Annotated in this window: 18 protein-coding genes and 1 pseudogene; 10 read left to right on the top strand and 9 right to left on the bottom strand. The window is 63.7% G+C overall.

What is annotated here, in order from left to right:
• From VEA80_RS18440 to VEA80_RS18415, 6 genes are all read left to right on the top strand, one after another.
• Positions 1 to 235: copper-binding protein (locus tag VEA80_RS18440; protein ID WP_325062256.1), on the top strand; the 235-nt coding region annotated here is incomplete at its 5' end.
• 24 nt (positions 236 to 259) lie between these two features.
• Positions 260 to 919, top strand: a complete 660-nt coding sequence (locus tag VEA80_RS18435; protein WP_325062255.1) for a DUF2231 domain-containing protein — start codon at positions 260 to 262, stop codon at positions 917 to 919.
• 18 nt (positions 920 to 937) lie between these two features.
• Complete coding sequence (locus tag VEA80_RS18430) at positions 938 to 2,671, top strand: copper resistance system multicopper oxidase (RefSeq protein WP_325062254.1); 1,734 nt, start codon at positions 938 to 940, stop codon at positions 2,669 to 2,671.
• Entirely contained in the window at positions 2,668 to 3,633 is a 966-nt protein-coding gene (locus VEA80_RS18425; protein WP_325062253.1) for a copper resistance protein B, read from the top strand. Before VEA80_RS18430 ends, VEA80_RS18425 begins: the two co-directional genes overlap by 4 nt.
• Before the next feature lie 417 nt (positions 3,634 to 4,050).
• Entirely contained in the window at positions 4,051 to 4,545 is a 495-nt protein-coding gene (locus VEA80_RS18420; protein WP_325062252.1) for a S26 family signal peptidase, read from the top strand.
• A gap of 242 nt (positions 4,546 to 4,787) precedes the next feature.
• Positions 4,788 to 6,554 carry a DUF3363 domain-containing protein gene (locus tag VEA80_RS18415; protein WP_325062251.1) on the top strand — a complete coding sequence of 589 codons (1,767 nt, stop codon included), beginning with the start codon at positions 4,788 to 4,790 and terminating at the stop codon, positions 6,552 to 6,554.
• 232 nt (positions 6,555 to 6,786) lie between these two features.
• Here the strand turns inward: VEA80_RS18415 and VEA80_RS18410 are convergent, their stop codons facing one another.
• On the bottom strand, positions 6,787 to 7,056 hold the full coding sequence (locus tag VEA80_RS18410; RefSeq protein ID WP_325062250.1) for a hypothetical protein: 270 nt from the start codon (positions 7,054 to 7,056) through the stop codon (positions 6,787 to 6,789).
• On the opposite strand from VEA80_RS18410, the gene VEA80_RS20505 reads away from it, so the two are divergent.
• A complete protein-coding gene (locus tag VEA80_RS20505; RefSeq protein WP_349257284.1) occupies positions 7,039 to 7,230 on the top strand; it encodes a helix-turn-helix domain-containing protein in 192 nt (63 codons plus the stop codon). The two genes, VEA80_RS18410 and VEA80_RS20505, sit on opposite strands and share 18 nt — an antisense overlap.
• Before the next feature lie 574 nt (positions 7,231 to 7,804).
• Here VEA80_RS20505 and VEA80_RS18405 read toward each other — a convergent pair.
• The 7 genes from VEA80_RS18405 to VEA80_RS18375 form a co-directional block, all read right to left on the bottom strand.
• Entirely contained in the window at positions 7,805 to 8,842 is a 1,038-nt protein-coding gene (locus tag VEA80_RS18405) for a sulfate/molybdate ABC transporter ATP-binding protein (protein WP_325062249.1), read from the bottom strand.
• Positions 8,843 to 8,850: 8 nt separating this feature from the next.
• The gene (gene cysW, locus VEA80_RS18400) at positions 8,851 to 9,702 is read right to left on the bottom strand and encodes a sulfate ABC transporter permease subunit CysW (RefSeq protein ID WP_325062248.1); all 852 of its coding nucleotides are present in this window, start codon (positions 9,700 to 9,702) and stop codon (positions 8,851 to 8,853) included.
• Positions 9,702 to 10,547 carry a sulfate ABC transporter permease subunit CysT gene (cysT, locus tag VEA80_RS18395; RefSeq protein ID WP_325062247.1) on the bottom strand — a complete coding sequence of 282 codons (846 nt, stop codon included), beginning with the start codon at positions 10,545 to 10,547 and terminating at the stop codon, positions 9,702 to 9,704. Before cysT ends, cysW begins: the two co-directional genes overlap by 1 nt.
• The gene (locus VEA80_RS18390) at positions 10,544 to 11,584 is read right to left on the bottom strand and encodes a sulfate ABC transporter substrate-binding protein (RefSeq protein WP_325062246.1); all 1,041 of its coding nucleotides are present in this window, start codon (positions 11,582 to 11,584) and stop codon (positions 10,544 to 10,546) included. Before VEA80_RS18390 ends, cysT begins: the two co-directional genes overlap by 4 nt.
• A gap of 18 nt (positions 11,585 to 11,602) precedes the next feature.
• Entirely contained in the window at positions 11,603 to 13,117 is a 1,515-nt protein-coding gene (locus tag VEA80_RS18385) for a porin (protein WP_325062245.1), read from the bottom strand.
• Positions 13,118 to 13,213: 96 nt separating this feature from the next.
• Positions 13,214 to 13,684 (bottom strand): Rrf2 family transcriptional regulator, encoded by a 471-nt coding sequence (locus tag VEA80_RS18380; RefSeq protein WP_325062244.1) that lies wholly within the window; start codon positions 13,682 to 13,684, stop codon positions 13,214 to 13,216.
• Between the two features lie 287 nt (positions 13,685 to 13,971).
• Complete coding sequence (locus VEA80_RS18375) at positions 13,972 to 14,304, bottom strand: GFA family protein (protein WP_325062243.1); 333 nt, start codon at positions 14,302 to 14,304, stop codon at positions 13,972 to 13,974.
• Between the two features lie 201 nt (positions 14,305 to 14,505).
• Between VEA80_RS18375 and VEA80_RS18370 the strand changes: the two genes are divergently transcribed.
• From VEA80_RS18370 to VEA80_RS18360, 3 genes are all read left to right on the top strand, one after another.
• Positions 14,506 to 15,189 carry a phytanoyl-CoA dioxygenase family protein gene (locus VEA80_RS18370; RefSeq protein ID WP_325062242.1) on the top strand — a complete coding sequence of 228 codons (684 nt, stop codon included), beginning with the start codon at positions 14,506 to 14,508 and terminating at the stop codon, positions 15,187 to 15,189.
• A gap of 916 nt (positions 15,190 to 16,105) precedes the next feature.
• The gene (locus VEA80_RS18365) at positions 16,106 to 16,753 is read left to right on the top strand and encodes a GntR family transcriptional regulator (RefSeq protein ID WP_325062241.1); all 648 of its coding nucleotides are present in this window, start codon (positions 16,106 to 16,108) and stop codon (positions 16,751 to 16,753) included.
• Positions 16,732 to 18,339, top strand: coding sequence for an amidohydrolase family protein (locus tag VEA80_RS18360; protein WP_325062240.1), 1,608 nt, complete (start codon positions 16,732 to 16,734; stop codon positions 18,337 to 18,339). The genes VEA80_RS18365 and VEA80_RS18360 overlap by 22 nt, the downstream gene beginning before the upstream one ends.
• 371 nt (positions 18,340 to 18,710) lie before the next feature.
• On the opposite strand, the pseudogene VEA80_RS18355 reads toward VEA80_RS18360, so the two are convergent.
• A pseudogene (locus VEA80_RS18355) lies at positions 18,711 to 18,897 on the bottom strand (hypothetical protein); the annotation flags it as partial.

The following is an 18,897-nucleotide window of genomic DNA, read 5'->3' as shown; positions in this document are numbered from 1 at the left end:
AGTGCCCCAAAGTGCGGAAGGGGTGGGCGTCGTGCGCGCCATCGATGCGCGCAACAATCGCATCACGATCGCGCACGAGCCCATTCCGGCGCTTGGCTGGCCGTCCATGGTGATGGCCTTTCAGGTGCACTCGGCCGACCTCTTGACCGGCATCGCCGTGGGCAATCGCGTCAACTTCACATTGGTCAATCACAACGGCCAACCGATGGTGTCGGCGCTGCAAGCGCAGCGCTGACAACAGGCGCGCGGAGGGGCAGGAGTGGAACGTCTCGTATTCTGGCTACGGCGCGTAGGCCTACCGGCGCTTTTGTTTGCGCTCCTGGCGGTGAGCCCTGTCGTCGCGCACCAGCACGAGCCGCACACGCCGCAACAACAACAGACCGAGACAGCGCCGGCCCCCGCGCCCGGCGACGAGCCGGTTATGACGATGCCGTGGCCGACCGAACCGGTCATGACCGAGCACGATGAACGACCAACAACGTTTTCCGGCCGCTTGCTGCGTTGGCTGGGCGGCTGGCACTCCGCCGCCGTGCACTTTCCCATCGCGCTTTTGCTGACGGTGGCGTTTCTCGAATTGATGGCTACCGTGCGCCGCAAGCCTATCTACACGGCAAGCAACAAGCTCTTGCTTGGGATCGCCGTCATTGGCGCCTTTGTCGCCGCGCCCCTTGGCTGGATCAATGCAGGTTTGCCGGCGGCTGACGATGCGAGCGCCCTTGTCCTGCACCGCTGGATCGGCACGGCGCTGCCATTCCTCATGCTGTTTGTGTGGTGGCTGAAGCCCAATGCGGAAGCCGCCGCCGCGGGCCGTAATGGTCCTCTTTACGCAATTGCGCTTAGCGTCGTCGCCGCGGCGATTCTGGCGCAGGCTTATCTCGGCGCCGAAGTGACCCACGGCGCAGGGCACATGGCGTTCTAAATCGGGGCGGGAGACGCGATGTTTTCGCGACGCAGATTATTGCACGGCGCAGGCTTGGCTGGAGCGGGGCTCGTGGCCGCGCGCGCCTTTCCGGCATGGGCGCAAACCCACGCGCATGGGCTTCGATCCACATTGCCCACGCTGAGCGGCGAAGACATCGCGCTCACCGTCGCGCGCCTGCACTTGAATGTCGAAGGCCGTGCGGGGCACGCGGTCGGCATCAACGGCACAGTGCCCGGTCCGCTCATTCGCTTGCGCGAAGGTCAGAACGTGCGCTTGCGGGTCGATAATCAGCTTGACGAAGAGACATCGATCCACTGGCACGGGCTCATCCTGCCGTTCCAAATGGACGGCGTGCCGGGCGTCAGCTTTCCCGGCATTCGCGCGGGCCAGAGCTTCACCTACGAATTCCCGGTCCGTCAGTACGGGACCTATTGGTATCACAGCCATTCGGGCCTGCAGGAGCAGGAAGGCCATTACGGGCCCATCGTCATCGATCCCGCCGGCGCCGATCCAATCGCCTACGATCGCGAGCACGTCATCGTGCTCTCCGATTATAGCTTCCTGCATCCGCACACGATCTTCGCGCGCCTCAAGCAGGAGCCGGGCCATTTTAACATGCAGCGCGAGACGATTGTCGGGGCGCTCACAGGCCGCGATCCCCCGCTCTCCGACCAGATGGAGTGGGCCCAGATGCGGATGGACCCGACCGACATCTCCGATGTCACCGGATCGACCTATACATTCCTGATCAACGGCCATGGACCTACGGACAATTGGACAGGGCTCTTCCAACCGGGCGAACGGGTGCGGCTTCGTTTCGTCAACGCCGCCGCCATGACCATTTTCAACGTGCGCATTCCGGGGCTGCCGCTCACGATTGTGCAAGCCGACGGGCAGAACGTGAAGCCGGTCGCGGTCGATGAGTTTCAGATCTCGGTCGCCGAGACCTATGACGTCATCGTCGAGCCGCGCGAGGACCGCGCCTTCACGCTTGTCGCAGAAGCCGTCGACCGTTCAGGCATGGGCCGCGCGACGCTGGCGCCGCGGCCAGGCATGAGCGCGGAAATTCCGCCCCTTCGCGCGCGTCCGCGCTCCACCATGCGCGATATGGGCATGGACATGTCGAGCATGACCATGGCTTGGCCCGGGACGGAGGGCGCGGCCAATGCGGGCGGCATGGACCACGGCGACATGTCGATGCGCGACGGCGCCAACGCGCCGCAAGTGCGGATGGGCCCCGGCGTGCAATCGATCGCGCCGATGCCGGTCGACCGTCTCGGCGACCGCGGGCAGGGGCTCGAGGAGGTCGAACACCGGGTGCTCGTCTACACCGATCTCGAAGCGCTTGAAGCCAATCCGGACACACGCACGCCTTCGCGCTCGCTCGAACTTCATCTGACCGGCAACATGGAACGCTTCATGTGGTCGTTCGACGGTGAGCGCTTCAGTGAAGTGACCGAGCCCATTCCGTTCCGGCGCGACGAGCGCGTGCGCGTTACGCTCGTGAACGATTCCATGATGGCGCACCCGATCCACCTGCACGGGCACTTCTTCGAGCTGCTGACAGGACCCGATGGAAAACGCCCGCGCAAGCACACGGTCAACGTGTTGCCCGGCGGCAAGGTGACGTTCGATCTAACCGCCGATGCGCCCGGCGACTGGGCGTTTCACTGCCATCTTCTCTATCACATGCACGCCGGCATGTTTCGCGTCGTTACGGTGCGCCCGCTCGACGAGACGCGCTCGTGAGGTGGCGTGTTCTCTTCGCATTCGCCGCGCCGCTGGTGATGGCGACGCCAGTGCTCGCGCAAACCGATCCGCCAGCCATGCAGATGCCGTGGCCGACGGCGCCGCCGCAGACCCAACCTCCCGCCGAGTCTGGCGACGAGGATGACGCGGACCACTCGCATATGGACCACGGCGCCATGGATCACGCGCAGATGGGCCATGGCGCTGGTGCGGACAGTTCCGAGGTGGGCAACGAGCCTGCCCCAGAAGCGCCGGCCGACCATGCGGCTGAACGCTTCTACAGCGCCGATGAAATGGAGGCGGCGCGCGCCCAGCTTCGGCGCGAGCATGGCGGCGCGATCGTCTCGACCGTAATGGTCGATCTTGCCGAGCTGCACTTCAGCGATGACGAGACCTCGTTTCACTGGGAAGGCGAGGGCTGGATCGGCGGCGACATCAACCGCTTCGTCTTCAAGACCGAGGGCGAAGCCAACGAGGACGATGTCGAGAGCGCCGAGGTGCAGGCGCTCTATTCGCGTGCGATAGGACCGTATTTCGATTTGCAGGCAGGCGTGCGCTACGACATCGAGCCCCGTCCAAGCCGGGTCTACGCCGTGCTGGGCTTCGAAGGCGTCGCGCCATATTGGTTCGAAACCACGGGCGCTCTTTTCGTGTCCGACGAAGGCGAGCTGAGCGCGCGCTTCGAGAGCTCTTATGATGCGCGCCTCACGCAGCGCTGGATTCTGCAGCCTCGCGTGGAGATCAATCTCTCCGCCGACGACATTCCAGAACTTGGCGTTGGAGCTGGATTCACGGAGGCCGGACTCGGCTTACGCCTGCGCTATGACATTACCCGCACGTTCTCGCCCTATGTTGGCGTCAGCTATGAGACGAGCTTGGGCGACACCGCCGACTATGCGACCGCCGACAGCGAGGATGTCGCCGCGACGCAGGTTGTCGTTGGCGTAAGGACCCGGTTCTAGCTCGCTTGCTCCCGGATCGGCGAGGACGACCAATGGATGTGGCGGGGCCAGAGCGCCACCATGGACGGCCCAGGCGGCTCGATTTTTCTAGGCGTGATCGTCTTGGCTTTCGGTTTGGTCCACGCCACCGGCATGAGCGCCATCAACCTAGTTGATGCATTTCGAGCAGCCGTCGGCGGTTCCACCCACCCGCCCGCGCTTCGCGCATGTGATCCTGGTAAGTGTTGGAGATCTTGTTGCGCGCCGGTTTGGGCGCGTCGGCGCTATCGCCGCCGACCGGGCTGTCGTGAACCGAGCCCCAAGGTGTCTCGGCCCTCTCGGGCTTCCATCCCTCGCGCAAGACCCGCCCTCCCGCCCCAACAGGGAAACGAAGCTGAGCGCCTTGCCGGCGGCGCAAATCCTGCTCCGAACTCGACGATGAAGCGATTGCGTCGTCATCGGTTCGTTCTTCTTGGCGCGGGTTGTGCCGTCGCGGCGCTGGCGCTTGCGTCGGTGCTCCACCAGGACCTCATTCTCTTTAACCACAGCCCCTCGATCCCCGTTGGGTTCTACGTCCGGACCGAGGGGCCGATTGAGGCGGGCGCGCTGGCAACGGTCAGAGCCTTGAACGTCGCGCCGGATGAGGCGCGGCGGCGCTCATATGCGGACGTAGGCGATCGCTTCATCAAGCGTGTGGCGGCGGTCGCCGGCCAGACAGTCTGCGGCGACGGTGAGAGCATCAGTGTCGATGGGCGTGTTGCAGCATCCGTTTATCAAAGCCGCGAGCGAACAACGCCGCGCGGATGGGTTGGCTGCCGTACATTGGGCCCTGATGAAGTTCTCCTTTTAGGCGATAGCGCTGACAGCTTTGACGGCCGTTACTGGGGGCCGATCAGCACACGATTAATCGAAGGCGTCTGGCGTCCGCTCTAGGAGTTTTCCAACGAAGGGAATCGCGGCGACACGCGCGGCAACGTTTGGATCGTGCTGGTGTTTGAGTGCGAACCGAAATGCGAAGACGCGAAGTGTAAGGGGATGCGGTGGAGAGCAAGATTAAGAGCGCCGCAGGTTTTCTTCTGAGACTTGTGAATCCTGGCTTTTTCGTGCGGCACGCTTGATCATCGCGCGGTGAAAGCGGCGGCATCGCTGCAAATTCAACGGCGCGTGACGCGGCAATGGCCAAAGCATCACTGTCCGAGCGATTGAAAACGTCGGCGCTCGTGCGGCCCAACGAGGTGGACGCGCTCGCCGCTGTGCACGACATGGCGGTCTTTCGAGATGAGGATGGTCTCGTCGGCAAAGTTTATAAGACGCGTGGTGTGAGTGGCCGTGCGCGCAGCGGCGCACTTGGCGGACAATTATCCAAACTGCTTTCCGGCCGCCGGCCTGGCGGGCGCTTTCGCGCGGGCGGAGCAAATGCGGCATTCGCGCAAGACAAACGCCAGCGCGTCGTGGTCACCGTGTTCTATCAAGGCCATGGCGGAAGCGGCGGAGGCAAGCTGATCGCGCACGCCAAGTATCTGGAACGCGACGGAGCGGGTCCGGAGGGGGAGCCAGGGCAGTTTTACGATCGCGAACATGACCGCGCGGAGCCTGAGCTACGGCTTGCGGAATGGGCGGCTGAGGACAAGCGCCACATGCGGCTCATGCTTGCGCCGGAGAGCGGCGCCCGCATAGAGGACCTCAAAGACTTCACGCGCGCGACCATGGCGCAAATGGAGCGCGACCTCGGCGCGCCCTTGGACTGGGTGGCGGTCGATCACCACAACACCGACAATCCCCATGTGCATGTGATCCTGCGCGGGCGCAGGCGTGATGGACCGGACCTAATCATCCCTCGGGAGTACGCCACGCGGGGGCTCAGGCACGCCGCGCGCGACGTGGCTACGCAGATGCTCGGAGACCGCGGCCGCGATGACGAGCGTCTGGCCTTGGACCGCGAGACGCGCGCCGAGCGCTTGACGCGGCTAGATCAGCTGCTGGCCGCGGAACTGAACCCGGGCAAGACGCATCGCATTCAGTCGATCGGGCGAACACTGGAGCCGACGCTTCGGGCGGCCCTTAGAAACCGCGTTCGTGAACTGACGCGCATGGGACTTGGCCGCGAGGAAAAGCGCGACCGCTTCCGGTTCGATCGTGACTGGCAGACCAGGCTCGATGAGATCGGGAAGGGTATAGACCTTCGCCGCCGTCTCGGGCGCGAACTCGAACCCGGTCAAGGACGGCTAAAACTTTATGAGCCTGCAATGGGGCGTGTGTCAGGACCTGTCGTGGAGGCCGGCAAACGGGGAGAGGGAGGCAAAGGCTATGTGATTGTGCTGGACGGCATGAAGCGTCCGGTGCTCGCCAATGTACGTGAGCGCGACGCGGCTGGGCTCCAGCCTGGCGCGCTCGTCGCCATCGAGCCGAAAAGCCATGAGGGCCCAGGCACGCGGGTAAAGATCGACCGGCTCTCGGAAACGCCGATCGCCACGCAGATCGAGGCTCCCGCGGAAACCGAACTTGATCGGGAGATCGTCCGTCAGCTCGCCGGTGAGCAGCCGCGGTTGCCAAATACGCGGGAAGTCCGCAACGCGATCACCGAGCGGATCGGTTGGCATCAGCGGCAGGGGAACGGAGGTCGCGATCTAACCGGCCGGTTCGATTTCAAACAAGGTGCATTGGACCAGCTTCGCGCTTCCGAACTCACGCGTGCTGAAGACGCATTGAAGCGAACGACTGGGAAACGCGCGATCAACGTCGCGGATGGTCTGGAACGTGAATGGCGCGTGCGCGGGTTCGTTCAGCTTCATCAGGGGAGGTTCGCGGCGCTTGAGCGCAACGATGCGGTCGCCTTATTGCGCGTCACGCGGTCGCTCTCGCTAAAGCAAGGCAAGGCGTATTCGCTGTCTGTCACAAACGGGAAGGTCAGAGCCACGCCATCTCTTGGCTTGGATCGCTGAATTCAACATTCTTCTGAGACGCGAATTCGGGGAACTCGGGCCTGCAACAGCGGGCAACAGTGTCCAACATCGACGCGGACACGAGCGGCAACGCCATCAGCTTCCGAGCCATGCGAGATAGACTGGCGCGTTAGCCCGCGTGGCGCTTTGCAACTGCCGTGGTCGTGCACGCCGCGAACAATCTTCTCAACCCAGCGACTAAACAGCTTCGCCAACGCAAGGATCACGAGCATCATGGCGCACCAAGTCGCGGTTGATAGTCATGAAGCTCCCCCGCAAAGCTGCGCGTCACGCCTCGGCCGATCAGCTCTCGTTTCTGTTCACGGAAGCAGCGTCGATTGCGCAGCCACTCGTCAAGGAAGTGCGGCAGCGTGATCGTCCAGCCCGCGCGCACCCGGCGCCTGTCAGAGAACGTCCGAAGCCCGCGAGAAAGCTCATCCGGGAAGTCACGTCGGTTGTCGGTCAGGAAGATCGGCGGCTGACCGTGGACGAGGCCGCACATGTGCTTTGCGTAAGTGTCAAAACGCTGGAAGCATGGCGGCGCCTCGGGAAGGGGCCTGCATTCGTGAAACTCGGGCGCTCAGTGCGTTACACAATGCGCGCTCTCGATCAATTCACGCGCGAACGCACGGTTCGCAACTCCGCAGAGGGCCGTTTGCTCGATGCGCGACGCTGATCGGGGCTTCCCTATGGCGCCCTATCACGCACTTTTTGCAGTTACCCACAGAAATGAGAGCGGAACGGGACGCGGAAAATCGCGCGCGCGTAAAGCGCTGATTTTATGCGGCAAAAGCGCAGGTTTTCTCACTGACGTTATCGGAGGATTTCGACCGCCGCTCGGATTCACGCGCCTTTTTGTCATGTTTCGCAATAGGTTGCCCGCTCTCGCACGCTTTCGGGGTTTGGGATGCCAACGAGATAATCGCGAGCGAGATTTTTCTTATCGAAAGCGCGTAATGCGGGCTTTTCGACTTCTCCAGGCGACGCGCTACTGATGCCAAGCGGCCGCTGTGACTCTTCATTCGAGCCGCTGACAAGGTTGTATCGGATAGTCTGAGATGTGGCCCATTGCTGTCGTCGGCGCTTGCACGCCGACCGTCCGCTTAATGCCCGAATGCAGTCATTGCCTCCGCGACTGGAAATCGAGGCGCACCCGTGCGTCGTGTCGTGATGAACTATTCTATGCAGCCAGAGTAGCCTCTCGCTGATAGTCGAAGATAGCGGATGCTTACTACGGTCTTCCCCAACGGCTAGCGCCAAACACGCACAGTCCGAGGCGTCAACCGGATGTTGTCGCGAGGCGAGAATTTGGCGGCTTCTTCGGCGGGGATGCGCACGTCGATGGCGCCGTCACCGTCGATGGCGCAGTCGAGTCGCGCGTCGGGACCGGCGAGGATGACGTTGCGCACGTGTGCGGCGAGACCAGGACCAGAGCCGCTGACGACGTTAAAAGCGTCTGGACGCGCATAGGCGAAGGCGTGGCCGTCGCCGGGATTAGCGCCGAGAATGGGCGCCGGCGCGCCGCCGATGATGGCGACGCCGCCTTGCACTGTGCATGGCAGGCGCACGCTGTCGCCGAGAAACTCGAACACAAAGGCGCTGTCGGGCTCGTGATAGAGTTCTTCCGGGGTGCCGACTTGCTCCAGCGCGCCATCGCGCAGCAGCGCAATGCGGTCTGCGAGGTCGAGCGCTTCTTCCTGATCATGTGTGACGAAGATGGTGGTGAGCCCTGTACGCTCGTGCAGATCGCGCAGCCAGCGGCGCAGCTCGCGGCGCACCTTGGCGTCGAGCGCGCCGAACGGTTCGTCGAGCAGAAGAATGCGCGGTTCGATGGCGAGCGCGCGCGCAAGCGCGACGCGCTGACGCTGGCCGCCGGAGAGCTGGCTCGGATAGCGATTCTCCAGCCCGCCGAGCTGCACCAGATTCAAGAGTTCGGACACGCGCTCGCGCGTTTCACGGCGTGACGGGCGCTCGCTGCGCGGTTTGGCGTTGATGCCGAAAGCGACATTCTGCGCCGCCGTCATGTGACGGAAGAGGGCGTAGTGCTGGAAGACGAAGCCGATGCGCCGCTGCCGTACGGGCTGCGCCAGCAGGTCTTCGTTCTGGAAGCGCACGGCGCCAGCATCCGGCGTTTCGAGGCCGGCGATGATGCGCAGCAGCGTGGTCTTGCCCGAGCCTGAGGGGCCGAGCAGCGCCAGGAACTCGCCGTCTTCCGCGAACAGCGAGACCTTCTTCAGCACCGGCGTTCGGCCGAAGCTTTTGTTGATGTTGGCGATCTCGAGCGGCATCGAAAATCCTAACGCGAGCGCTGCGCGGCAAGCTGGTGCGCAAAACGCGCTTCCAGCACTGTCTTCACCGCAAGCGTGATGAGTGCGAAGAGAGCGAGTAAGGAGGCCACCGCAAAGGCGGCTACGAACGAGTATTCGTTGTAGAGAATTTCGACATGCAGCGGCATGGTCGCCGTCTCACCCCGGATGTGGCCGGAGACGACGGCGACAGCGCCGAATTCGCCCATGGCGCGGGCGGTGCATAAGAGAACGCCGTACATCAGCGCCCATTTGATGTTCGGCAGCGTCACCAAGAAGAACGTGCGCCAGCCGCTGGCGCCCAGCGTCGCGGCGGCCGCTTCCTCATCGCTGCCTTGCGCCTGCATCAGCGGAATGAGTTCGCGCGCGACGAAGGGCAGCGTCACCAGGACGGTGGCAAGCACGATCCCGGTGACCGAGAATATGACTTGGATGCCGAGATCTTCCAGTGCAGGTCCGAACCAGCCGCGTGCGCCGTAAAGCAGCACGAAGACGAGGCCCGAAATCACCGGGGAGATCGAGAACGGCAGATCGATCAGCGTCAGCAGCGTGCTGCGGCCCCAGAACTGGAACTTGGTGATGGCCCACGCCGCGGCGAGGCCGAACACCGTGTTGAGCGGCACGGCGATCGCCGCCACCAGCAGTGTCAGCCGGATCGCCGCCTGTGCATCGGGCTCGCGCAGCGCTGTGAAGTACTCGGGGAGCCCGCGCCGCAGCGCTTCAGCGAACACGGTGATCAGCGGCAGCAGCAGCACGAGCATGAAATAGATGAGCGCCATCACGATCAGCGCGCCGGCGAGCAGGGGCGGATCGCGGCGCGATTGAGAGCGCGGCGCGTCCATCACCGGCCCCGCTTGGCGATGTGCGATTGGATCGCGTTCAGCACCAGCAGCAGCAGGAACGAGATCGCCAGCATGACGAGGCCGACGGCCGCGGCGCCGGCATAGTCGAATTCTTCAAGCCGGATGACGATCAGCAGCGGCGCAATTTCCGAAACCATCGGAATATTGCCGGCGATGAAGATGACCGAGCCGTACTCGCCGACGGCGCGCGCAAACGCGAGCGAAAAGCCCGCGAGCATGGCCGGCGCAATCGCAGGGAAAATCACTTTGCGAATGGTCTCAAGGCGCGAGGCGCCCAGCGTGGCCGCGGCTTCTTCCGCTTCGGCCTCGAAATCTTCCAGCACCGGTTGGATCGAGCGCACCACGAACGGAAAGCCGACGAAGATGAGCGCGATCATGACGCCGAGTGGCGTGTAGGCGATGCGGATATCGTGCGGCTCGAACAGCGTGCCGATCAAGCCGTTGGGCGCATAGATCGCCGCGAGCGAAATGCCGGCGACGGCGGTGGGCAGTGCAAACGGCAGATCGATGAAGGCATCGAGCAGCCGTCGGCCCGGAAAATCGTAGCGCACCAGCACCCAGGCGACGATCGTGCCGAACACCGCGTTGATGCAAGCGGCGGCGAACGCTGCCCCGAAGCTCAAGCGCAGCGCGGCAAGCGTGCGCGGGTTCGTCAGCACATCGCGCACATGGTCGACGCCAAGCTCCCACGGACGCAGCGCCAGCGCCGTCAGCGGCAGCAGCACGAAGAAGCCGAGATAGAGAAGGGTGAAGCCGAGCGCTGGCCCCAAGCCGGGCAGGGCGCTCGGCTCCACGAGCCGCCATGGACGAGTGGTGGCGGTCATTCTCGTCGTGTACCCGCCGTGATCTGGTCGAACACGGCGCCGTCGGCGAAGTGCGTGCTGTGCACGTTGGCCCAGCTGCCGAACGTCTCATCGACGGTGATCAGCGGAATGGCGCGGAAGCGATCGGCGTGGCGCGCGAGCACTTGCGGGTCGCTCGGACGGAAGAAGTGCCGCGCGGCCAGCGCCTGCGCTTCGGGCGTATAGAGGAAGTTCAAGTACGCTTCCGCCGCCGCACGCGTGCCGCGCGCATCGACGTTCTGATCGACCAGCGCAACGGAAGGCTCGGCCAGAATGCTGATGGACGGTACGACCATTTCGAACTGACCTTGCCCGAACTCCTGCAGCGCCAGGAACGCTTCGTTTTCCCACGTGATCAGCACATCGCCAATGCCACGTTGTGCAAACGTCGTGGTCGAACCGCGCGCTCCGGTGTCGAGCACTGGCACGTTGGCGTAGAGCCGGCGCACGAACTCGCGTGCGTTTGCCTCAGTGCCGCCGGGCTGACGCAGGGCGTAGCCCCAGGCCGCGAGATAATTCCAGCGTGCGCCGCCGGAGGTCTTCGGATTTGGGGTGATGACATCGACATCGGCGCGCACCAGATCATTCCAGTCGCGTATGTTCTTCGGATTCCCCTGGCGCACCAGAAACACCATCGTCGAGGTGTAAGGCGCGCTGTTGTGCGGCAGACGCGAGCGCCAGTCGGTCGCGATCAAGCCGGCCGCGGCGATCTGATCGATGTCGTAGGGTACGGCGAGCGTCACCACATCGGCGCGCAAGCCATCGAGCACCGCGCGCGCCTGGCGCCCAGAGCCGCCGTGCGACATCTCAATTTCGACGCTCGCTTCGCCCGGATGTTCGCTGGCCCAGCGCTCGACGAAGACTTCGTTGGCTTCGCGATAGAACTCGCGCGTGGGATCGTAGCTGACATTCAGCAGCCGCAGCGGCGCGGTGTGCTTTGCTTCTTCCTGCGCACCGCAGGCGCCGAGCATCAGCGCGAGCGTGGCGGCAGCCCAGGTACGGCGGGTTAGCCCATGCATGGCAAGACTCCTTGAATTTTAGAAAGCGACTTGGCTGCGCAGCGAGACGGCCTCGAAATCCTGGCCGATCTGCGCGCCGACGCCGGGCACGGGCGTGACGATGGCGCTGGTCTCCGGATCGAGCCTGTCGATCTCGACCCATTGGTAGTCGAGCAAGAAGCGCACGACGTTGTTGGGATACCAGTTGAGGCCGATCGTAGTGATGATCTGCTCGCCGCCGCGCACGCCGCCGACAGGTGTGGCCAAGCCGAGGCCGCCTTCGTTGTCATTGAGATCCAGCACGCTGTAGCGGGCCGCGATCTCCCACGCGCCCCAATCGCCCTCGGAGAGACTGAAGGGCGCATTTGGACGAATGCCTTGGAAGCCGCCGTTCGCCGCGTTCCAGCGCCGACGCTCGCCCGTCAGCGTGTACGCGCCTTGCGCATACCAGCCGCCGAAGCTCGGATCGGGCACGCCGTCGCTGCGCGACAGATCGATCTGAAAGACTTCGCCGGCGAGATAAAGGCTGTCCCAATAACCGCCCAGTTCAAAACCATACGCCGTTAGTCCGTCCGAAGGGATCGACCCGGTGTCGACGAAACGTTGCGCATCGACGCGCAATTCGGGCCGCTCGCGCAAGCGCAAGGCCTGCGATGTTGCGCTGCTTGGATCGGTGTCGGCGGGATCGATGACGCCCGTGGCGGAGGCGCCGATATGCACGCCGTAATTTTCGCCGCTGAGCGGCAAGAAGGCGAGGCGCCCGAGATAGCCGCTCTGCTCGTCATATTCGCCGCTGTTGCCGACGACCGCGCCTGTCAGCGCGAGCGATGAATACCAGCGCTCGCCGTTCGCGAAGATGCCGGCGCCGGTGCGACCGTCGCCGCCGGCAAGCCCACGCACCAGTTCAGCGACCGCGGCGCGTTCGAGGAACAGCGACTCCGTGTTGGACGTAGCGTCCTCAAGACCCGCGGGCGTCGCCCACGCGCCTACGCGGAAGCGCAGCGACACATCATCCCAAGGTTTCCAGCCTGCGTACTCGACATACGCCTGGGTGATCTGCGATCCTTCCGTGCCGGAGCCGCCGAGCTCGTAAATCAGCGCATAATTCCAATCGCTGAACGCTGTGCCTTCAAAGCCGAAACGCGCGCGGCGGAAGTTTGCGCCCGAGCTCAAATCCGCAGGATTGGCCGCATCGGAGCGGCGATTGTCGGAGAGTGGATCGTCCTGCAGGTAGTGCGCGGCATCGTATTGCACCGTGCCGCGCAGCGCGAAGCTGAAGCGTTCATCGGCGGAGCGGATCGTGGGCCGGCCATTCGCGAGCGTGATCTGCGGCGCTGTGTTCGCTGCTTGTGCGTGCGGCGCTGGCGTCGGCGCGGTTTGCGCAGCGTCCTCTGCGGCCTGCTCGCGCAGCGCGGCGATCTCGGCCTGCATTTGCGCCAGTTGCGCTTCGAGCGCTGCGATGCGCGCGGCCGTTTCGTCGGCCGTCTGACCCCAAGCTGGACTGGCCAGCGCAAGCCATGATGCGCCCAACACGGCGGCTTCGCGAATGCGCATTCATCCCTCCTCGTGCGCTGCTCAACGTTGGAGGAGCTAAGTTCTCATACTCGATCAAGTCAATGTAGATTAATGGATAGCTTCGAGTCAGATTTGCTAAACCGTGCCGCTGCGGCGGTCCTGCGCCAGCTCGATCTCGCCGGCGCTGACGTTCGCCGCCTGCGCCAAGGTCGTGCCTTCGAGGATGATTGCATTGGCGTCGCGCACTTTCAGCATGGTCTTGCGGATCGCGCACATCGCTTCGTCGCGACAATCCTCGCAGCGTTGGTAGGCGGTCCGACTGGTGCACGGCGTCAGCGCCAGCGGACCGTCGATGGCGCGAATAATATCAGCAAAAGTAATGAGATCGGGTGTGCGCGCCAGGGCATAGCCGCCCGCCTTGCCGCGATGGCTGACCACCAGCCCATGCTTCCGGAGCTCGAGCAGGATGTTCTCCAGGAACCGCCGCGGGATGTCTTGACGCGTGGCGATATCGGCAATGAACACTGGATTGCGGGGCCCCGCGCCCGCCTGGGCCGCAAGATCGATCATCGCGCGCAGCGCGTACTTCGCTTTGCTCGTTAGCATTGGAACAATGTCGACCACGAACATCGAGAATACAAGCCGGAAAGGGCGCCAGGGGCTAGTCAGGCGCCGTAGTCGGACGTTCGTAGCGATCGGCGCAACGATCGACTTCGGCGAGCTTAGGTCGCTTCAAAGGACAGGTGTCAGCGGCAGGATCGGAGCGAGTAGGCCAATCGCCCGAAATAGTCGCTACGGCTTAGGGTGGCCCAAACAGACACCGCCAGATGGCCGTCGATCCGAGGCCGGGTGATTAGCAGAATGTGACGTCTGGCCTCGTGGTCGCCTATCCGTCACCAGCTCGCTCCGTCGCACTTCTTAACCGGTGTCTCAGCCCACGCGCCCAACGGAAGCATGCGGGCGTTCACGCCCATACGATCGTAGCTTTTGTCCACGGGCAGCCACCACATCAGGCAGCGGCAGGTTTTGCAGTGGTGCATTTCCAACATCTGATCGCCGCGCATATAAATATCCGTTGGGCCGGTCATCGTCACTTTCGCAGGCGAGTAGTAGGCCCACAGTCCCCCGGAGCGACGGCAGATGCCGCAGTTGCACTCTGTCACTTCGTCGAGCGCGCCATCCACCATGTAGCGAACCGCGCCGCAATCGCACGAGCCCTCGAGCATTAGATTGACCCCTCATCGAACAACGTCGGATGCTATAGCGAATTCATCGCTGAGGAACATCGGGCCATAGGGGTTTGTCACGCATGCCGCCAGTGGCCGAGTTCGGCGAGATCGCGTCATTGCCTACGTAATCGGCGAAGTGGCTGGTTTGGAGCACGCCGGCCACTTGCCAGAGCCTCGCGGTGATGGCTCTGCTGGCACATGAGTTTTGGCTTAGAGGACCGCGAAGAGCTGGAGACGGCGGGCCGGGTGTGGCGGCGGAAGCTGCTCTCAGTGGCCGAAGCGCGGGCGTTGGCTCGACATTGCGATGTGGGCAATCGACCCGGCATTCGTTTGCTCCTTACGCCTGATCTGGTCCCATATGTGGGAGTAACCAGCACGGTGTCGCGCGAAGTCGCGGCTTTCGATGCTGCGGCGCGGCCGGTCCGACTCGTGGCCTTCAACAAGTCCGCCGAGTCGAATTGGGGCGTGCCTTGGCATCAAGACCGCGTCATTGCTGTGGCGCAAAAATTCGATGTGAAGGGGTATTCAAACTGGGTCGCAAAGAGCGACTATTGGCATTGCGAACCGCCGACCGAGTTGCTCGAGAATATGCTTTTTGTACGCATTCACTTGGATCACTGCGAGCAGAAGCATGGTGCGATGGAGATCGCGCTAGGCAGCCACAAGCACGGTTTTGTCGAGGCGCGTAGGGCGGGGAGCGTGGCAGGGGGCTCGGCGACAGAGATTTGTGAAGCTGAACCGGGGGATGTTCTCATCCTTAAGGCTCTCACACTCCACAGATCTCGCGCCGCCACCGAGCTCAGTGGCAGGCGCGCGCTCCGAGTGGATTTTGCAAGACGGGGCGATCTAGACCGAGGGCTAGAATGGTCATTTGTTGGGTAGCGCTATGGCTGCTCTCGGCGAAGGCGCGCCGGTTGGAAGCGCGTAGCGAACGACCGCATGTTAGCGCTTCAGCCTAGAGCGCCAGTTATGCGGAACCCGCTTCGGCATCGACCCTGTTACCAGGCGGTTGACCGAACCGATTGGCGCCACGCGTACCAGGCCAGAATAGCAGCACGATCAACAGCGATGTACCGACCGTGAATGACAGCGGGTTCGCGAGTGCTTGCGCGGTGACCGCACTCCAAAGCCGATTGCGAAGCCATATGCGAAGTCCAATGGATATTGGAGGACTGCGCTCCACTCGAAATCTGCTGGAAGAGTTTGAGCGGGAGCCACTGCTCCGCTAACCGCGGTGCCATGTCTCTTGCCGCGGCTCGCATCCAACCGCGTACGAATCCTTCAATGAAGCCCGCTCCCGCTGGGGCGAGCGCCCACCACCATTTGGCGTTGATATCGTGCAGTCGTTTGGTCGCGATCCAAATCCAGGGGGCGAACAACAAGAAGGCCGCGGCAGGTCCGTGACTCATGATCGAGAGTACAGTGTTCGCGGCGGCCAACAGGAAGTAGTAGCCCCAGAAAAATCTTCGACCCATGCGGCCGGCCATCAAGGCCATAAGCGCTACCCCAAGAGGCTTTAATAACGCCAAGGGAGCTTGTGACCAACGTCAACCTTCGGCGAGCGTAGGCCACTGAACCGGGTAGGGTACGACCGGCACGTTTAGAGCGGGCTGGCCGCTCGCCGCTACTGGCGCTCTGGCCAACGATGCGGGTTGTGGCCGTTCGATTGGCCATTCTGGGCCGCTTCGCTGCGCTCGCGACTGCGGCTGAAGTGGATCCAACCGACGGCGCCTGGGTCGGCGATTGTCCATGCGCTTGCGGGGTTTGCAGCAGCGCATCCACCATGTATACATAATACATGAGCCGAACCATCACGCCCCAACGCATGCGGGACGAAGCCCGCGCTTTGCTCCGCTCGATGATCGTTGAGGGCGGACTAGCGCCGGCGACGCACATCGAGGAAGTGAAACTGTCGCAGCAGATTGGCGCCAGCCGCACGCCGGTGCGGGAGGCGCTGATCGCGTTGGAAGGCGAGGGCTTGGTGCAATCTGCGCCGCGCAAGGGTTTCGTCGTCGTCGAGCCCAACGCGGCGCTGGTGCGCGAGAGCTTTCCCATTCTTTCCGCGCTTGAAGGGATGGCCGTTCGCATTTCGGGTGCGGCGCTCAAAACAGCCGCTCCACAACTCCGCCGCATTAACGAAGCGCTCGCTCGCGAGCGCAAAAAGGCGCGCCAATACGATCTCGACCGCGCTTTTCATGTCGCGCTGACGAAGCATTGCGGCAATCCGCGTTTGTTGATGCTGCTCGAAGCCGAGCGCGCGCGTGCGCAGCTGATTGACGGCGCACACCAGAAGGGCATGGCGAACCTCAAAGGCTCTGTTGAGGAGCACAACGAAATCATCGCCGCGCTCGAACGCGGCAACGCAGACGGCGCGGCGCTCGTGCTGGCGCGCCATTGGGACAATGGCATCAACGTGGTGGTGAAATGGCTCTCGGAAAAAAGCTGATCGCGATGGCGGCCGCAGCCGCGCTCGTCTTGGTAAACGGCGCCGCGCCAGCAGCACGCGCGCAGGACAGCGAAATCGTCGCTTGGCGAGCGCTGCACGAAGAGCTCGCCATCGCCGGCGTCCTGGAGCGGTTGCGCGCGGCGCCGGCGCCCGAGATTGTCATTCTGCGCAATGTGGGCGTGGTCGATCCGATGGAGCGCACTGTTCGCGAGGGCCAAAGCATCGTCGCAAGCCTTGGCCGCATCTATCAGGTCCTGCCGGTACCCGAAGAGCCGCAGATCGAAGGGGCGCTCATCATCGACGGCGGCGGCCGTTACGCGGCGCCTGGCCTCACGGACATGCACATCCACTCCACCTCGGCCTCCTCCTATCTGCTCAACATAGCCAACGGCGTGACCACCGTCCGTGAAATGGACGGGTTTCCGTGGATGCTAGCCGCGCGCGATGCAGTGAACAACGACCGCATGCTCGGCCCGACCTCGTATGTGGCCAGCACAATACTCAATTACGTCCCGATGGGCGGCTACGCCGTCGTGGTGCAAGACGCTCCCACCGCGCGGCGCGTCGTCCGCCAGCAAGCGGCGTGCGGCTACGATTTCATCAAGATCCACAACCTCATGCCGCAGCGCGTGTTCGACACGATTGCCGAAGAAGCGCGCCGCGCGGGGCTCGATCCGGTCGGACACGTTCCGCATTTCATGAGCGTGCGGCACGCCGCCGAGCAGGGCATGCGCACGATGGAGCACCTCAAAGGCTGGCTCAACGATCGCACGCTGACGCCCGGCGATACCGACTTCGCCGCCGGCGCCGTGCCCGACGTGTGGGTGACGCCGACCGGATACGCATATCGCAATTACGCCGAAGCGGAGGCGATGGAGGCCATGCGCACGGGCCCCGCCTCGCGCTATGTTCCTGCCCGCACGCGTGCGCAATGGTCGGCGTTCGTGGAAACGGCCTCGACGCCTGGTTTTGCGCTGAACCTCAACGCGCGCCTGCATCGGCGGGAAATCATGCGTCAGCTGGTAAGTCAGGGCGCGCGTTTCCTCGCCGGCACGGACGCGGCCAATTACCCGTTCCAGACGATGGGCTTTGCACTCGTTGAGGAGCTGCGCTTGCTCCGCGAAGCAGGCGTGCCCGAAGAGCAGGTGTTCCGCGCCGCCACCACCGAGCCCGCCGCCGCCATGCGCGCGGAGCGGGATTTCGGCCGCATCGCGCCCGGCATGCGCGCCGACATCGTTCTCACCACGCGCAATCCGCTCGAAGGAGCACACGCGGCCTACAGCGAGAACCAAGGCGTCATGCTGCGCGGCCGCTGGCTTGAGCGCGCCGCCATCGATCGTGCGCTTGCCGAGCTTGCAGATCTTTACACCGACGACCAACCCGCACCGCGCCTCACCCGCGCCAGCGCAGACGCCGCGGCCCGCGCCGCCGAGGCGCTTGTCGCAAGCGGTTTCGTCTTCAATCCGGGCACCTTGCGTGAAGCCGCCACCGTGCTCCGGCGCGCAGGGCACAACGCCGCCGCCGGACGCCTCGTGGCGCTCGCCATCGCGCCCACAAGCGGGCCCTGCGCGGCGATCACGCCGTAGGTTCAGTTCTGATTTGGGAGTCTCGAAGCGTCGCGGCAGCGCGAACGCCGCGCGATCAGTTTTAGCAGCCAATCAGTCACTCAGCCTAATCAGTCACTCAGCCTAACACCGAGAATGACCGGTTGCGGCGAGTTCCAGCCGAGCGAATTTGAACGACGAATGTCCGCTTCCGGGTAGCATCCTGCCGGTCAAAGCGAACGTCTCCTGTTGGGATAATCCGACGCAACGTGGTGAGACACGCATCGGATCTTCCAGGAGCGCGTAAGTTGCCGAGCGCGTCTCACAAGCGGACACGATGCTTGCTAGTGTGGCGCAGTCTTTCCGTTTGCGCGTCGTGCTCGGAACGTGACTTACATTGGGTTTTGACGAAGCTATCCGACGGTCCCCGAGATCGTGCCATTGTTGGTGACGTTCACTGTCTTGCCGTTCTTGCGGACTGCCCACCCGGCGGCGCCTGCGTTGCCAGGATTCGTTTTCTGAAAGTTCGACGAAGTCGTTCCGGTTGCTACTGAGCCGCCGGCGCCTGCCGCCGCTGCGCCGCCGCCATTCCCACCGGCG

Source organism: Vitreimonas sp. (assembly GCF_035627415.1).
Lineage (GTDB): Bacteria > Pseudomonadota > Alphaproteobacteria > Caulobacterales > Aquidulcibacteraceae > Vitreimonas.
The sequence above is the reverse complement of the archived record's forward strand: the minus strand, read 5'-3'. Positions and strand labels throughout refer to the sequence as shown.

What these genes read in the sequence shown, in the direction of transcription:
- VEA80_RS18385 (WP_325062245.1), bottom strand. Translation starts at nt 13,117, where the DNA reads ATGCGCATTCGCGAAGCCGCCGTGTTGGGCGCATCATGGCTTGCGCTG.
- VEA80_RS18370 (WP_325062242.1), top strand. Translation starts at nt 14,506, where the DNA reads ATGAGTTTTGGCTTAGAGGACCGCGAAGAGCTGGAGACGGCGGGCCGG.
- VEA80_RS18380 (WP_325062244.1), bottom strand. Translation starts at nt 13,684, where the DNA reads ATGCTAACGAGCAAAGCGAAGTACGCGCTGCGCGCGATGATCGATCTT.
- VEA80_RS18430 (WP_325062254.1), top strand. Translation starts at nt 938, where the DNA reads ATGTTTTCGCGACGCAGATTATTGCACGGCGCAGGCTTGGCTGGAGCG.
- cysW (WP_325062248.1), bottom strand. Translation starts at nt 9,702, where the DNA reads ATGGACGCGCCGCGCTCTCAATCGCGCCGCGATCCGCCCCTGCTCGCC.
- cysT (WP_325062247.1), bottom strand. Translation starts at nt 10,547, where the DNA reads ATGACCGCCACCACTCGTCCATGGCGGCTCGTGGAGCCGAGCGCCCTG.
- VEA80_RS18375 (WP_325062243.1), bottom strand. Translation starts at nt 14,304, where the DNA reads ATGCTCGAGGGCTCGTGCGATTGCGGCGCGGTTCGCTACATGGTGGAT.
- VEA80_RS18365 (WP_325062241.1), top strand. Translation starts at nt 16,106, where the DNA reads ATGAGCCGAACCATCACGCCCCAACGCATGCGGGACGAAGCCCGCGCT.
- VEA80_RS18415 (WP_325062251.1), top strand. Translation starts at nt 4,788, where the DNA reads ATGGCCAAAGCATCACTGTCCGAGCGATTGAAAACGTCGGCGCTCGTG.
- VEA80_RS18390 (WP_325062246.1), bottom strand. Translation starts at nt 11,584, where the DNA reads ATGCATGGGCTAACCCGCCGTACCTGGGCTGCCGCCACGCTCGCGCTG.
- VEA80_RS18405 (WP_325062249.1), bottom strand. Translation starts at nt 8,842, where the DNA reads ATGCCGCTCGAGATCGCCAACATCAACAAAAGCTTCGGCCGAACGCCG.
- VEA80_RS18360 (WP_325062240.1), top strand. Translation starts at nt 16,732, where the DNA reads ATGGCTCTCGGAAAAAAGCTGATCGCGATGGCGGCCGCAGCCGCGCTC.
- VEA80_RS18410 (WP_325062250.1), bottom strand. Translation starts at nt 7,056, where the DNA reads ATGTGCGGCCTCGTCCACGGTCAGCCGCCGATCTTCCTGACCGACAAC.
- VEA80_RS18420 (WP_325062252.1), top strand. Translation starts at nt 4,051, where the DNA reads ATGAAGCGATTGCGTCGTCATCGGTTCGTTCTTCTTGGCGCGGGTTGT.